This is a genomic window from Peribacillus sp. YIM B13477, assembly GCF_042787955.1.
In the GTDB taxonomy this organism is placed as follows: domain Bacteria; phylum Bacillota; class Bacilli; order Bacillales; family DSM-1321; genus Peribacillus; species Peribacillus frigoritolerans.
Genome location: NZ_JBHZPD010000008.1, coordinates 135515 through 151352 on the forward strand (window position 1 = coordinate 135515; position 15838 = coordinate 151352).

A 15838-nucleotide genomic window follows, 5' to 3' on the forward strand; every position below is an offset into this window, starting at 1 on the left:
CTAATGAGCATATAATTTTACTAGGCACAGAGAAGCCGGGGCGACATTGTATCTATGTACAATATCAAAAGGGTACGATAAGAGAATATCGTAATTGCTTATCAAATTTCAGAGATCGATAATGAAATTGAAAATCATTATCAATTAGAATTTTCGCTTATTTCCTGCTATTTGTCAAGGGTATTTACAAAAAAAATTAAGATATTTACCAATGCCTTAAAACAGTTAAAATCTTTTAAAAAATCTGTATAAAAATGTATAATGAGAGGATGAAAAGATGCTATTTACATACGGAGAATCGAAGGTGTCATAGATGAAAAAATTGTCCTCATTTCTTAAGCCATACTGGCTTTTGATCATTCTTGCTTTATCCTTAATGATTGTCGAGCTCGGGGTAGAGCTATTACAACCTCTATTTATAGCAAAAATCATTGATGATGGCATTTTGCAGAAAGATTTATCGGTGGTGATTAAATGGGGAAGTGTCATGGTTGGACTTTCCGTTTTTTCATTTCTTGGCGGGATCGTTAATTCATTTACGGCATCACATGTAAGTCAAAGCTTTGGACATGATGTCAGGACAAGCCTTTTTGGTAAAATACAGGCGTTTTCTTTTGCGAACTTGAATAATATCCCGACTTCCTCGTTGATCACAAGGATGACGAATGATGTGACCCAACTTCAAAATACGGTTTTTATGGGCTTGCGTATCATGGCAAGGGCGCCGTTGATCGTAATCGGCGGAGCGATCATGGCTATTGCGGTCGATTTGAAATTATCCCTTGTATTGGTCATTTCAATTCCGGTTCTTGTTTTCTTCTTGGGATGGGTTATGAAACGGGCGGCTAAGCTGTTTAAGCTCGTCCAGAAAAAACTCGATAATGTCAATGGAGTCATGAGGGAAAACCTGATAGGCATGCGCTTGATCAAAGCTTTTCTTCGTAAGGAGCATGAAATCGGCCGATTTGACGATGCGAATGAAGAGTTGAAAAGAAAGACTGTGTCTTCCCTTCGTTTAATTGAAACGACGATGCCTGTGCTGATGCTTGTCATGAATATGGCGATTATGATCATTCTCTGGCTTGGAAGTGAATTTATAACAATGGGAGATATACAGGTAGGGGAAGTTGTGGCGATTGTCAACTATGCCACGAGGATAGCGGCATCTCTTTCCGTTTTTTCATGGCTGATCATGGTCATTTCCCGTGCAAAGGCTTCAGCGGAACGTGTGACGGAAATATTTGAAACCCCGATAGATATTGATGAAGGTAAAGCGGAAAGCAAGAATGGGGCCGTCAATGGGGGAGGCATTAAGTTTCTGGATGTATCTTTCCGCTATCCTGGAACCGAAACCCCGATATTGAAAAACCTGACCTTCTCCATCGATCCCGGAGAATCGCTTGCCATCATAGGAGCGACAGGATCAGGGAAGACATCACTGTTTCAGCTGATTCCGAGATTATATGAAGTTGAAAGCGGCTCCATTCAAATTGATGGCCAAGATCTGAAAGATATTCCCTTGAATTCGCTGCGGAACAGGATCGGCTATGTACCGCAAGAGGCCCTGCTTTTTTCGGGGACCATAAAAAATAATGTCGCTTGGGGAAAAGAGGGTGCCTCGATGGAGGAAATCATGGCTGCGGCCATGCATGCTCAGGTCCATGAGACCGTAATGAAACTTCCGAAGCAATATGAAACCCAGTTAGGGCAAAAAGGAGTGAATCTGTCTGGAGGGCAAAAACAGCGCTTATCGATTGCAAGAGCATTGGTGCGCAAACCGAAGATTCTCCTTCTGGATGATAGTACAAGTGCGCTGGATTTGAAGACGGAAAGTAAATTGCTTGCCGCTTTAAAGGACTATACATGCACAACGCTCATCATTACACAAAAAATCAGTACAGCCATGGAGGCTGACAAAATCTTGTTGCTGGAAAGCGGTCAAGTCCTTGCGCTGGGGAAACATCAGGATTTGATGCAAACAAGCGATCTTTATCGAAAAATCGTTCGCTCACAGTTTGGGGAGGAGGGGATTTCGCTTGAGTCGAAGAATATCTCCCGATAAGGCAAAGTCTAAACCGGTCAACTCCTGGAATACGATAAAGAGGATCATTCCCTACTTGGCAACGAATAAAAGCCTGCTATTTTGTGTCCTTTTCATGGTACTGATAAGCTCGGTTTTGGGATTGCTTGGCCCCTTTCTTGTTGGGATGGCCATTGATGATTATATTGTCACAAGTGATAGCGTGGGGCTGATCAGCCTTCTTTTAGGGCTTCTCGGAGTTTACATATTTTATTCCCTATCCATGTGGCTTCAGAATTATTGGATGATCGGAATTGCACAGGATACGGTTTATGCGATGCGCAATCAACTATTCAAAAAGCTTCACCAGTTGTCCATTCCCTTTTTTGATCGGCGTCAGCACGGGGAGTTGATGAGTAGGGTCACGAATGATATTGAAAATGTCAGTTCCACTTTGAATAGTTCCGTCATCCAGATCTTTTCAAGTGTGCTGACACTTGTCGGGACGATCGGAGTCATGCTGTATTTGAGCCCTTTATTAACTATTCTAACCTTATTTATCGTTCCTCTCATGTTCTTCGGTCTGAGGTGGATAACGAACAGGACGGGAAAGCTGTTTAAAGCACAGCAGAAGAACCTTGGAGAACTGAATGGGTTTATAGAAGAAACGATTTCCGGCCAACGGATCGTAAAGGCTTTTTCACAGGAAGATAAAGTGATCCGTGATTTTATCATCCGGAGTGAAAATTTAAAGAAAGCCGGATTCCTATCACAATCATACTCAGGGCTGATTCCAAAACTGATGAATTTACTGAACAACTTAAGTTTCACGGTAATAGCCGCTGCCGGAGGGTTTTTGGCGCTGAATGGCATAGGTACGGTTTCCATCGGGGTCATTGTCATTTTCACCGAGTACTCAAGGCAATTCACCCGTCCGCTCAATGACCTGGCTAACCAATTCAATACACTCCTCTCAGCTGTTGCCGGTGCTGAACGGGTTTTCGCCATACTTGATGAAAAAGAAGAAGAAGTGGATGAGAAACAGGCTTTTGAACTTCGTGAAGTCCGCGGTGAGGTGGACTTTGAGGGTGTTTCCTTTTCGTATAATGATGCAGAGCAAACGATATATGATGTTAGTTTCCATGCAAAAAAAGGGGAGACCGTCGCGCTTGTAGGTCCCACGGGTGCAGGTAAGACCACGATCATTAATCTTCTTGCCCGTTTTTACGAGCCGAACAGCGGCCGGATATTGATTGACGGCCAGGATATCCAACAGGTGACGAGGTCCAGTCTCCGTAAGCATATGGGCTTCGTTTTACAGGATTCCTTCTTGTTTCAAGGTACGATTCGTGAAAATATCCGCTACGGCCGGCTGGAGGCAGAAGATGAAGAAGTGGTGAATGCAGCCAAGCTTGCCAATGCCCATTCCTTTATCATGAAACTGCCGGATCGATACGATACCATCTTGAATCAAGATGGCAGTGGAATAAGTCAGGGGCAGCGCCAGCTATTATCGATTGCCAGGGCTATTTTAGCGGATCCCGTATTATTGATTTTGGATGAAGCGACAAGTAGCATAGATACGATAACCGAGCTTAAAATCCAGGAAGCATTACACCGCTTGATGGAGGGAAGGACAAGTTTTGTCATTGCCCACAGATTGAATACAATTCAGCAAAGTGATCAAATCCTCGTACTTGATGAAGGAAAGATCATTGAAAAAGGATCCCATGATGAATTGTTGCGGCAGAGGGGTTTTTATTACGATCTAAACCGCAGCTCATTAAGGGAAAATCAGATAGGATAAAGAAAAAATGTGTGCCATCCGGCGCACATTTTTTGTGTTGGTCCCATAACGAGCATCATAAACTTGGGGATCGCATCCCGTTCATTTAATGATGAACCTTCTAAAAATGCGTTCACACAATACGATTTTTATAAAGCATGAAAATCATCGATTCCACCAAAGTGGGAAAAGAGGGAATTATCGACAAAATAATGGAAAATACTTTACAAATTGACTAAATTGCTATTGCTAAAAAACCTTACGGTAACATATAATTCAGAATATATATAAAATTCTTTAAATTTAATGGGCACGGGAAGAAATACAGCCCTGGCCCCTTATAAATGAAGGTTTTTTATAGTTGTACACTAGATCGATAGAGAGGAGATGGAAAAAATTGAAAGCGCTTAAGTCTGTTATTCTTTGGGGGATCATATCTGCATTGGGTGCGGTGAGTTTTGGTTTCGTCGCGCTAAACCGGGGGGAAAGCATCAATGCCATGTGGATTGTTACTGCGGCACTCTGTGTTTATTCAATTGCATACCGCTTTTATAGTAAATTCATTGCACGGAAAGTGTTTGAGCTAGATGACAATCGCCAGACTCCATCGGAAGCGAATAATGATGGGAAAGATTATGTACCTACAAACAAATGGGTGTTGTTTGGCCACCACTTTGCAGCAATTGCCGGAGCTGGACCTCTCGTAGGTCCCATCCTTGCAGCTCAGATGGGATATTTGCCAGGGACGCTATGGCTTGTAGTCGGAGTTGTTTTGGCTGGTGCCGTACAGGATTTCATCATTCTTTTCGGTTCGATGCGCCGTAACGGCAAATCTTTGGGAGAAATGATCAAAGAGGAGATTGGACCGATTACAGGCTTGATAGCGATGGTCGGTATCCTCGGTATCATGATCATTTTACTGGCGGTACTTGCCCTGGTTGTCGTAAAAGCGCTGGTGGGCAGTCCGTGGGGAATGTTCACGATTGCCTCGACCATACCGATTGCAGTCCTGATGGGCATTTACATGCGTTATATAAGGCCGGGACGGGTTGGTGAAGGGTCGATTATCGGAATCATACTTTTGATGCTCGCATTATATTTCGGACGCTTTGTAGCCGAGAGTGCAACATTGGCCCCGATGTTCACTTTCGACGGGGAAACGATTGCCATCATGTTGATTGTCTATGGTTTCGTTGCTTCCGTTTTGCCAGTATGGATGTTATTGGCACCGCGTGATTATTTAAGCACATTCTTGAAAATCGGTACGATCATCGGACTTGCACTAGGTATCTTTATTGTCATGCCGAGCCTTGAAATGCCTGCGGTCACTCAATTCATCGATGGAACGGGACCTGTGTTTTCCGGAAATTTATTCCCGTTCCTATTCATTACGATCGCTTGTGGAGCGGTATCGGGATTCCATGCACTCGTTTCCTCAGGTACAACTCCTAAAATGATTGAACGTGAATCGCATGCACGTCCAATCGGATACGGGGCGATGTTGACTGAATCCTTTGTAGCGATCATGGCGATGATTGCCGCCTGTGTATTGACGCCAGGCATCTATTTTGCCATTAACAGCCCGGGGGCCGTTGTGGGAACAGAACCAGCGCAAGTGGCTGCTACGATATCAGATTGGGGTTTCCTTGTGACACCTGAGATGATTACCGGCCTTGCAGACGATGTTGGGGAAGAGACCATTATATCCCGTACTGGAGGAGCTCCAACCTTTGCAATCGGCATGGCCCATATCTTCTCGCAAGTGATTGGGGGGGCGTCACTGATGGCGTTCTGGTATCATTTCGCGATACTGTTCGAGGCATTGTTCATATTGACCACCATTGATGCAGGAACCAGGGTGGGACGTTTTATGATACAGGATATCATCGGCACCTTTTACAAACCATTTGCCGAAACGAATAGATGGCTGCCCAATATAATTGCGACTGCCATTTGTGTAATCGGTTGGGGCTACTTCCTTTATCAAGGGGTCATTGATCCTCTTGGCGGAATCAATACCCTTTGGCCATTGTTTGGAATCGCGAATCAGATGCTTTCTGCCATTGCGTTGCTGCTTGGGACGACGGTCCTTTTCAAAATGGGCAAAAAAGCGTACACATGGGTCACTCTTGTACCCACTACATTCTTGTTGATAGTGACCATGACGGCAGGGTGGCAAAAGCTGTTCCACGAAAACCCGGCAATTGGCTTTTTAGCACATAAGGATAAATTTAAAGCGGCTTATGATAGTGGGGAAGTTCTTGCTCCGGCAGCCAATCTGGCCGAGATGAAGCGGGTTATCGTCAATGATTATGTGGATGCTGCCCTATGTGCCATCTTCATGATCGTGGTGATCACGGTCCTGATTTCTGCCATTAGGTTATGGATAAAAGTCTTGAAGAACCAGAAAATAGATTTACATGAAACGCCTTATGTATCAAGGTCGTCATAAGGGAGGGAAAGCGATGTTGAAAAGAATAATTACAATTCTCAGCTACAGAAAGCAATTCGTCAGTTTGCTCGTCGGCGTGCCAAGTTATGATACGTATGTGGCACATATGAGAAAGCATCATCCTGAAGATCCCGTGAAAACCAGGAAAGTATTTTTCTGCGAAGCCCAAGATGAACGGTATAACGCAAAGGGTGGTAAAGTGTCCCGTTGCTGTTAATGAATATTTATTGAAGGGTCCTCAATAGGAGGGCCCTTTTTTTAATGGTTTTTTCGAGGGGGAATAAGTGGAGGGTGAAATGTAACATCCATGGAGTCGTGAAGATGTGGAAAAGTAACTATTAAACCAAAAAAATCACATTTGCTGGTCCTTTATTCTTATTGATGTTATATAATCTAACATTTTTTCTGGAAAATACAAAAATTAAGTTGAATTATTAGAAAATTAAGTATATGATAAAAAATATAACATAATAGTGTTAATAAACATAACATATATAAAAAAGGGGGAAAAAACAGTATGCAAATGGCAGATTCGGTATTCATGTTTTTGGCGACGATGATGGTTTGGCTAATGACACCAGGGATTGCCCTATTTTATGGAGGGATGGTAAAAAGTAAAAATGTCCTGAATACGGCAATGCATAGTTATATGCCTTTGGCTGTCATTTCTATTCTTTGGGTGCTGATTGGGTATTCATTATCATTTTCACCTGGTAATTCACTTCTGGGCGGTCTGGACTGGGTTGGTTTAAAGGATGTGGGTTTTGCACCTGGACCTTACAGCGAAACAATTCCCCATAGTTTGTTCATGTTATTCCAAATGACTTTTGCCGTTTTAACGGTATCGATCATTGCGGGTGGCATTGCCGAACGGATGAAGTTTTCAGCATTCCTGATTTTTACGATCCTATGGTCTTTATTCGTATATGCTCCCGTTGCACACTGGGTATGGGGTGGAGGCTGGTTAGCGGAACTGGGTACACTTGACTTTGCAGGTGGCAACGTTGTTCATATTTCTTCAGGGGTTGCAGGTTTGGTATTGGCAATCATGTTAGGTAAAAGGAAAGAGTCGGGGGACAGTGCACCGCATAATCTTCCTTTAACATTTCTTGGAGGTTCATTAATTTGGTTCGGTTGGTATGGCTTCAACGTCGGAAGTGCACTGACAATCAATGAAGTGGCGATGAATGTATTCGTTAATACAGCTGTTGCAGCAGCTGCTGGTATCATTGGATGGCTGATCGTCGAGTATATGGCTAATAAAAAGGCAACATTGCTGGGTGCAGTATCCGGAGCCATTTCTGGCTTGGTGGCCATTACACCCGCTTGCGGATTCGTAACGCCCGCTTCATCAATCATCATCGGTGTCATCGGCGGTGCCGTTTGTTTCTGGGGCGTATTCTTCCTGAAGAATAAACTGGGTTACGACGATGCGCTTGATGCTTTCGGATTACATGGTATCGGCGGGACATGGGGGGGCATCGCTACAGGTTTGTTCGCGACAACTTCCGTAAACGAAAGCGGTGCAAATGGTTTATTCTATGGAGATTTCAACTTGTTGTGGAAGCAGCTTGTAGCGATCATTGCGACCTATATCTTCGTTGCCGTGGTCACTTATATCGTTGCTAAAGCCATTAACCTTTTCATACCGTTGCGTGTCAGTGAAGAAGATGAGTCAATGGGGCTCGATCTTACACTTCATGGAGAAAAAGCTTATCACGAATCAATCTAAAAGGGGGTGCCCATATGTCCGGGATTTTAACGAAAATAGAAATCATTACACGTCCTATCCAATTTGAACAATTCAAAGCGGAACTTGCGAAAATAGGGGTAAGCGGAATGACGGTATCGGAAGTAAAAGGAACGGGTCTTCAGAAAAGTTATGTGGAAACATATAGAGGCAGAAATCGTGAAATGTCATTGCATGATCGAATGAAAATCGAAATCGTCGTGTGTGAAGTGCCAGTTCAGGATGTTGTGGATGTAGCAAGGAAATTCTTGAGTACCGGTAAACCGGGAGACGGTAAAATCTTCATATATGAATTGGCGAATGTTGTGAATATCCGTACCGGTAAAGAAGGTCATGATGCGTTAAAGAATGACATCTGATGCTGTGATCAATTCCGCCGGATACAGAAGATTAAAGAAAGGGAGCTGAAAATGGGGAGACTGGTCCGAATTGTTAATGCAAAAAAACAGAAGATCGTTAATACGCTCATTTCAGAGGATGTATATCAACCTGATGACCGACCCTTTTTATTGGAATTGCCACTGAAAAATTTAGAAGAGATGTTATCACTCCGATTAAAATCCCCGTTTCAAAATCCCCCTTCAAAAAAATGACCTTTCAGCCGTTATCCTAGGGGAGAGCGGCTTTTTTGTATGATGTCCAGCTGGATTGTGATATTAAAATGTTTGTATAATAAGGAAACTTTTTTCTTGAATCCCCCATGGAAATCGCGGAGCATTCCAACTATAATGAATAAGGATATAAATTTAAATACGATTTTTTTGCTTTTTTCGACACTTTTCGCTTAGTTACTTCAATTTTTCTTTAATTTTCCGAAAAGTGAATTCAAAAAAATGTAAGTTTACCAATAAACTATGAATTACTTCATGAATGCCCTGCTTAATAATAGGGGAATTATTAATATGTTCTTTTAAGAGGTGAAAGGAAATGGATCAATTTACGGTCGAATCCGTTTTAAATATCATCAGGGAGTTTGTTCCGAAGGATGCTTCAATTTCTGTGGCTGATTCCGAAAAATACATTTATTATCAACCGAGCAAACAAGTGGACTTAAGAATAAAACCAGGTGATTTAATCAGTGAAAATACGGCGACATATAAAGCGCTGAGCGTCCGTAAAAAAATAGGGGTGCAAGTTGAAAGTAATGTATTTGGCGTACCTTACTATGGGCTGAGTGTTCCTATCATGGACGAGGGCAACCCTTTAGGGGCGGTAACGGCCATCTTGCCGTCAAAGCCATTAATTTTACCGACATCATTCCTGACCATTAAAACAGATGATCGCTGGATACCGCTTCCATATGATGAAATTATGTATTTGGAAGCTCAAAATAGGAAAACTAAAATTCAGTCCGAACGTGTGAGTGGATTTCATAAAATGAATTTAAGTGAATTGGAATTCATTTTACCTAGTGATTCATTCATTCGTGTGCACCGTTCGTACATCGTCAATATCAACTATATACAAGAGATCCTCCCTGATTTCCATTCTACATTTTTATTGATAATGAAAGACAACTCCAAAATCCAGGTCAGTCAAACATATGCAAGTCAATTCAGAAGGGCTTTGGGGTTTTAGTGATTCTCCTTTGTGTGAAAGAAATGCTGGTTTATGCCCAATTTAAGGCTTTTCATTCGAAAACGAATGTGACAATTACACAGGATTGGTAAAATTAAGTGTAAGAAAAGCGAAAAATGGGGGTCTTTTGTATGAACGAAAGCGTTTTCAAAAAAATTCGCAACGAACAATTTAAGGGGAAAGTAGTTACAGCGGAAGAAGCAGCTTCATGGATTAAAAATGGGATGAAACTCGGTATGAGTGGATTTACCCGTGCTGGTGATGCTAAAGTTATTCCGATGGCTCTAGTTGAAAGAGCTAAAACTGAAAAATTCAAAGTTGACGTTTATACTGGTGCCTCATTAGGACCGGAAGTTGACCAACATATGGCGGAAGCAGGTATCATAAATAAACGTTTGCCGTTCCAAGCGGATAAAGGCATTCGCAATAAAATCAATGCTGATGAAGTAACTTATGTGGATCAGCATTTGTCTCATACAGCTGAACAAGTTCGTCAAGGCATTGTCGGACCAATCGATTTTGCAATCATCGAAGCATTGGCGATTACGGAAGATGGATTGATCATCCCGACAACTTCTGTAGGCAACTCAGCCATATTCGTTCAAGAAGCTAAACATGTTATCATTGAATTGAACGTGTCCCATCCAGAAGGATTGGAAGGGATGCATGATATATATACACCGGCAAAACAAGGGGAACGCGAACCGATTCCTATGACTAAAGCAAGTGATCGCCTTGGATCGATCGGCATTGCGGTTGATCCTGAAAAAGTAATGGGAATCGTCGTTTCTACAGATCTTGATGCACCTTCCACAATCGTGCCGCCGGATGAAGAAACTGCAACAATCGCCAACCACCTCATTAACTTCCTTCGTGGAGAAATCAAGGCTGGCCGTTTAACTGAAAGCCTTGCTCCGCTTCAGTCGGGTGTAGGTTCAGTGGCAAATGCAGTATTCGCTGGCTTCCTTGATTCTGAATTCAAAGACTTGGAAGTTTATTCGGAAGTGCTGCAAGATGCGGTATTTGATCTGATCGATGCTGGAAAGGTTAAATTCGCTTCAGGGTGTTCGATTACATTAGCTGAAGAAAAAGGGAAACAAGTTTACGGTGAGCTTGAAAAATACCGTGATAAACTAGTTCTTCGTCCACAAGAAATATCTAACCATCCTGAGATCATCCGTCGTTTGGGCTTGATTTCAATCAATACAGCTTTAGAGTGTGATATCTATGGTAACGTAAACTCGACACATGTTTCTGGGACAAGAATGATGAATGGAATTGGCGGATCAGGAGATTTTGCCCGTAATTCACGCCTAGGCATTTTCGTAACGAAATCATATGCAAAAGGCGGCAAAATTTCCAGTATCGTTCCTTTCGTTTCTCATGTGGATCATACTGAACATGATGTTGATGTATTAGTGACAGAGCAAGGGATCGCTGATTTACGTGGCTTGGCACCAAAAGAGCGCGTAGAGTTAATCATAGAAAACTGTGCTCATCCTGACTACCGTCCGCAGCTTCGTGCATACTTCACTGAAGCAGTAGCGCAAACGGGCGGGCATCAAACTCCGCACATACTTGAAAAAGCATTTTCATGGCATACGAACCTAGCTAAAAACGGTACGATGCTTGAAGCGGTTCTTCAAGATCAAAAATAAGACTCAAAACCCCGCCAATACAGCGGGGTTTTTTATTTGGGTCCGTGTCCGGTATAGGTGAAAACCAATGAATCTTTCGTCACATCAATGGAATATTGAAAGGTAAATAGATTATTTCTCCTAAGTAATTTGTATGGTGTTTCCTATTGATTCATTTTCCTGCGACAAATAACAGATTTAAAGTGTAAAATGATGCTTAACCATCAAATGGATAGGGAACTGTATCTTTAGGCTTTTTTCTTTTATTTTTGTATATAATTATTCATTCAAGTTATAGAAATATGGTAAACTGCTAACAATGAAAGATTATCATACATAGAGTTTTTCACATTCATGATGTTGTTTCCTTAGAAATAAGGAGTTATATAGAATTGCTTATAGTGGAGGAGATAATTTGTTCAAGCAAAAACTGCATTTTTGGACGTTAGAGTTATTACTATTGTCTTTACTTTTTTATGTTGGTACAAAGATTTCTTTTCTTTTTGAACCAATAGTCATTTTTACATCTACATTGTTCTTTCCAATCTTGATTTCGGGTTTTCTCTACTTCCTGTTCAATCCCACTGTTGATTTCCTCGTTAAAAGAAGAGTGCCAAGGGGATTGGCGATTTTATTGCTTTACGTATTTTTCCTAGGGTTGATTAGTTTACTGGTCGGTCTGGTTGGCCCGTCACTTTCCAAACAGGTTACGGACTTAATCAATAACCTTCCGGATTATTTCAATCAAACAAGGAAGTTCATTGAAGATTCTGCGGATTCAAAATGGTTTTTATGGACGGTGGAACAAGATTATGTACCTCTGCAAGAAGTAGGGGATTCGCTGCAAAAATATTTGACCAACTTACCTAGTAATATAACGAACAGTTTAACTTCCGTTTTCAGCGTGGTGACGAATATTACTTTAGTGGTCGTAACGGTTCCTTTCATCCTGTTTTATATGTTGAAGGATGGGGATAAGCTTCCGGCCGCCATTATGAAATTCGTACCGCTTCGCTATAGAAAACCAGCTTTAACTGTACTTCAGGAAACTGGCGGGACGCTTACTACATACATACAAGGGCAGATTCTTGTTTGCATGTTTGTCGGGATCGGAACGTTCATCGGGTATTTGATCATTGGTTTGCCTTACGCGTTCTTATTCGCGCTGATTGGTGCTATAACCAATATCATTCCATATGTAGGACCGTTTATCGGAGCCGCTCCCGCTGTCATTGTGGCATTGATTCATTCACCGACAGAGGCATTATTGGTCATTCTGGTTGTAACGGTCATTCAGCAATTGGATGGTAATTTCATCTCACCGCTAGTCATCGGGAAGAAATTGAACACACATCCGCTGACCATCATCATCCTATTGCTCGTGGCCGGAAACATTGCCGGTATCATCGGCATGATTTTGGCCGTTCCGACTTACTCGGTTGTTAAGACGATAGTATTGAATATCGTTAAATTCATCAGGATCCGAAAAGAGGAAAAGCTTGAAGAAGATATATTGGAATGAGAAAACGGGCCCGACTTAATTGAGTCGGGCCCGTTTTCTTAGTGTGGTAAATAGGTCACAAACCTAAGGAAATATATTTTACTTCCAGGAATTCTTCGATGCCCTGGTGTCCGCCTTCACGGCCGAGTCCGCTTTGCTTGAATCCGCCAAATGGAGCCTGCGGAACGGAAGGAAGTCCATCGTTCAAGCCAACAATACCGAATTCAAGTGCCTCGGTGAATTTGATGCCCTTTGTGATGTTTTCAGTGAAGACGTAAGCTGCCAAACCGAAGATGGAGTCATTTGCCCTCTTGATTGCCTCTTCATCAGTCTTAAAGGTGGCGATGGGAGCTAGTGGACCAAATGTTTCTTCCTTCATGCAGAGCATGCTGTCATCAATGTTGGACAATACGGTCGGTTCAAGAAAAAGGCCGCTTATTGATTTACCGCCAGCTTCGAGCTTAGCGCCGCTGCTGATTGCTTCATCAATTTGTTTTTGAACCTTATCCACTGCATTTTGATCGATAAGCGGACCGATATCGACGCCATCTTCCAGTCCGTTTCCTACCTTTAGTTCCTTGACCTTGGCAACGAGCTTTTCGATGAATGCCTCTTGAATGGCTTCGTGGACATAAATGCGATTTGAACAGACGCATGTTTGTCCTGCGTTACGGAATTTTGAACTGATGATGCCATCAACCGCTTTATTAAGGTCGGCATCCTCAAGAACGATTGCTGGTGCGTGACCTCCGAGTTCTAGCGAGATTTTCTTTACCGTGTCTGCGGAGCCCCTCATCAGGGTTTTGCCGACTTCTGTAGAACCGGTAAACGTCAATTTACGAACCCTCGTATCTTGAAGCCAAGTTTCGCCGATTTCTGAGGATTTTCCTGTCACGACGTTGATGACCCCTTTTGGAATGCCAGCTTCTTCGGCTAATTCAGCCATTTTTAAAGCTGTTATGGGAGTCAGGTTTGCCGGTTTAATGACGACTGTGCAGCCGACGGCAAGCGCTGGTGCCACTTTTCTTGTAATCATGGCTGCAGGAAAGTTCCAAGGCGTAATGACAGCTACAACTCCGACAGGCTGTTTAGTCACGAAAAGCCGCTTATTGGACACGGAAGCAGGAATCGTTTCGCCGTACACCCTTTTTCCTTCTTCGGCAAACCAAGATAAAAAGCCATTGGCATATGTCATTTCACCAAGAGCTTCTTTAAGGGGCTTTCCTTGCTCTTCAGTCATGATTTTTGCCAGTTCTTCTTTATGATCATCAATCAATCGATGCCATTTCCAAATTAGTTCAGCACGTTCGTAGACTGAGAGTGAAGCCCAGCCCGTAAAGGCTTCATATGCGGCATCTGCAGCCTTCGCCGCTTCAGTTGCACCGCCTTTAGGAACGGTGGCAACTACTTCATCCGTTGCCGGGTTTCTCACTTCAATTTTATCCAATCCAAAATCCGACCACTCACCGTTAATAAATAATCCGTAATCCTTCATGATAAAACCTCCTAATTTGGTTAAATCCATCAAACTACTAAAATTCTAACTTTATACTTTTACCTGTTACATAAAAGTATAAACACTTTTCAATGATTCTGAAATTTATTTGATTGGCTATTTATAGAAAAATGGCTTTTCATTGCTAGAAAGGGAGGAATACACAAAAAAAGAGGTGCAAGCTGCACACCTCTTCATTCAAGGTTCGATTATTTTTCCGATGAAACAGCCACTTCATTCATATCATCTGAGATGGCTTGGTTTGAATTGAATTCACCTTCTGATTTAGAAATGACCACCGTAGCGACACTGTTACCGATTAGATTGGTGATGGCGCGTGCTTCTGACATGAAGCGGTCGACTCCAAGCAGTAATGCCATTCCTTCAACTGGAATCATTGGGAAGGCAGCTAATGTTGCAGCAAGTGTGATGAAACCGGATCCCGTTACACCGGCAGCACCTTTGGATGTTAACATCAAGATTCCTAGAAGGGTCAATTCCTGCCAGATGCTTAAATCGACACCATAGGCTTGGGCGATGAAAATCGCAGCCATGGATAAGTAGATGGAAGTGCCATCAAGGTTGAAAGAATAACCGGTTGGGACAACCAAACCGACTACCGATTTTGAGCAACCGTATTTTTCGAGTTTTTTCATCACGCTTGGCAGGGCGGATTCCGATGAAGAGGTTCCTAAAACTAAGAGAATCTCTTCTTTTATATAGGCAATGAACTTGAAAATATTAAAGCCATACATTTTTGCAATCGAGCCAAGGATAAGAACGATGAAAAGTGCCATTGTGATATAAACACTGCCCATTAATTGTCCTAACGAGGATAAAGAACCAAGGCCAAACTTACCGATTGTATAAGCCATTGCTCCAAATGCGGCCAATGGAGAAACTTTCATGATCATACCTACTATACCGAAGAAAATGTCGGCAATATGCTGAAAGAAAGAAACGACTGGCTGCACTCTCGGTCCCATTGCTGCCATCGATAATCCGAATAATACGGCAAAGAATAGAATAGGGAGTAAGTCTCCGCCAGCCAGTGCGGCAACGGCATTATCAGGAATGATATTAGAAATGAAAGCAACGGCGCCATGTTCCGTTTCGGAAGCGGCTGTCGTATATTGTGATACATCTCCGCCCTCGACTGAATCGATGTTAAAGCCTTTACCGGGTCCCAGCAGATTGACCACGATGATTCCGATGGCAAGTGCGAAAGTGGTAACGATTTCAAAATAGAGCAAGGCCTTTCCGCCGATGCGGCCAACCTTTTTCATATCACCCATACCGCCAATTCCGATTACGACGGTTAAGAAGATGATTGGTGCAATGACCATTTTAATCATTTTAATAAATAAATCTGCTAATATCTTCAGCTGCTCACCGAAAGCAGGGAAGAAGAAACCGACTGCTATACCCAGAATGATACCGATGATGACCTGAACTGTTAAATTTTTTAATATTTTCAAGGGGCATTCTCCTTTGTTATATGATAGCGCTTTCTTAACTTGATAATAGTGTAACAGAAGAAAGAATCAGAATATTCTTTTGGTGATATTGTTTTCTTTTTGTTCTTTTTGGTCTTGGGGATTTTTAATAACTGAAGGGAA

Annotated in this window: 11 protein-coding genes; 9 read left to right on the forward strand and 2 right to left on the reverse strand. The window is 42.4% G+C overall.

The annotated features are described in order from the left end of the window. Window positions 1-313: 313 nt before the first annotated feature. The 9 genes from ACFX4H_RS21210 (at window position 314) to ACFX4H_RS21250 (ending at window position 12745) form a co-directional block, all read left to right on the forward strand. On the forward strand, window positions 314-2062 hold the full coding sequence (locus tag ACFX4H_RS21210) for an ABC transporter ATP-binding protein (protein WP_249597468.1): 1749 nt from the start codon (window positions 314-316) through the stop codon (window positions 2060-2062). Then, entirely contained in the window at window positions 2037-3827 is a 1791-nt protein-coding gene (locus tag ACFX4H_RS21215) for an ABC transporter ATP-binding protein (RefSeq protein WP_377436153.1), read from the forward strand. Before ACFX4H_RS21210 ends, ACFX4H_RS21215 begins: the two co-directional genes overlap by 26 nt. 376 nt (window positions 3828-4203) lie before the next feature. Further along, window positions 4204-6258: a carbon starvation CstA family protein gene (locus ACFX4H_RS21220; RefSeq protein WP_063577456.1), complete on the forward strand. Its 2055-nt coding sequence runs from the start codon at window positions 4204-4206 to the stop codon at window positions 6256-6258. Between the two features lie 13 nt (window positions 6259-6271). Beyond that, window positions 6272-6475: a YbdD/YjiX family protein gene (locus tag ACFX4H_RS21225; protein ID WP_377436154.1), complete on the forward strand. Its 204-nt coding sequence runs from the start codon at window positions 6272-6274 to the stop codon at window positions 6473-6475. 300 nt (window positions 6476-6775) lie between these two features. Next, window positions 6776-7990 carry an ammonium transporter gene (locus ACFX4H_RS21230; RefSeq protein WP_249597470.1) on the forward strand — a complete coding sequence of 405 codons (1215 nt, stop codon included), beginning with the start codon at window positions 6776-6778 and terminating at the stop codon, window positions 7988-7990. Window positions 7991-8004: 14 nt separating this feature from the next. After that, a complete protein-coding gene (locus ACFX4H_RS21235) occupies window positions 8005-8367 on the forward strand; it encodes a P-II family nitrogen regulator (RefSeq protein WP_034305860.1) in 363 nt (120 codons plus the stop codon). A gap of 568 nt (window positions 8368-8935) precedes the next feature. Then, window positions 8936-9586, forward strand: a complete 651-nt coding sequence (locus ACFX4H_RS21240) for a LytTR family DNA-binding domain-containing protein (RefSeq protein ID WP_063592230.1) — start codon at window positions 8936-8938, stop codon at window positions 9584-9586. A 131-nt stretch (window positions 9587-9717) separates the two neighbouring features. Then, window positions 9718-11244 carry a succinyl-CoA:acetate CoA-transferase ScpC gene (gene scpC, locus ACFX4H_RS21245; protein ID WP_034305854.1) on the forward strand — a complete coding sequence of 509 codons (1527 nt, stop codon included), beginning with the start codon at window positions 9718-9720 and terminating at the stop codon, window positions 11242-11244. 394 nt (window positions 11245-11638) lie between these two features. Beyond that, window positions 11639-12745 carry an AI-2E family transporter gene (locus ACFX4H_RS21250; RefSeq protein WP_249597471.1) on the forward strand — a complete coding sequence of 369 codons (1107 nt, stop codon included), beginning with the start codon at window positions 11639-11641 and terminating at the stop codon, window positions 12743-12745. 55 nt (window positions 12746-12800) lie between these two features. Here ACFX4H_RS21250 and ACFX4H_RS21255 read toward each other — a convergent pair whose 3' ends face one another. Together ACFX4H_RS21255 and ACFX4H_RS21260 are read right to left on the reverse strand one after the other, a co-directional pair. Further along, a complete protein-coding gene (locus ACFX4H_RS21255; protein WP_249597472.1) occupies window positions 12801-14219 on the reverse strand; it encodes an NAD-dependent succinate-semialdehyde dehydrogenase in 1419 nt (472 codons plus the stop codon). A 209-nt stretch (window positions 14220-14428) separates the two neighbouring features. Beyond that, on the reverse strand, window positions 14429-15697 hold the full coding sequence (locus ACFX4H_RS21260) for a dicarboxylate/amino acid:cation symporter (protein ID WP_377436155.1): 1269 nt from the start codon (window positions 15695-15697) through the stop codon (window positions 14429-14431). Window positions 15698-15838: the final 141 nt, after the last annotated feature.

What these genes read in the sequence shown, in the direction of transcription:
- ACFX4H_RS21210 (WP_249597468.1), top strand. Translation starts at nt 314, where the DNA reads ATGAAAAAATTGTCCTCATTTCTTAAGCCATACTGGCTTTTGATCATT.
- ACFX4H_RS21225 (WP_377436154.1), top strand. Translation starts at nt 6,272, where the DNA reads ATGTTGAAAAGAATAATTACAATTCTCAGCTACAGAAAGCAATTCGTC.
- ACFX4H_RS21230 (WP_249597470.1), top strand. Translation starts at nt 6,776, where the DNA reads ATGCAAATGGCAGATTCGGTATTCATGTTTTTGGCGACGATGATGGTT.
- ACFX4H_RS21235 (WP_034305860.1), top strand. Translation starts at nt 8,005, where the DNA reads ATGTCCGGGATTTTAACGAAAATAGAAATCATTACACGTCCTATCCAA.
- ACFX4H_RS21240 (WP_063592230.1), top strand. Translation starts at nt 8,936, where the DNA reads ATGGATCAATTTACGGTCGAATCCGTTTTAAATATCATCAGGGAGTTT.
- scpC (WP_034305854.1), top strand. Translation starts at nt 9,718, where the DNA reads ATGAACGAAAGCGTTTTCAAAAAAATTCGCAACGAACAATTTAAGGGG.
- ACFX4H_RS21255 (WP_249597472.1), bottom strand. Translation starts at nt 14,219, where the DNA reads ATGAAGGATTACGGATTATTTATTAACGGTGAGTGGTCGGATTTTGGA.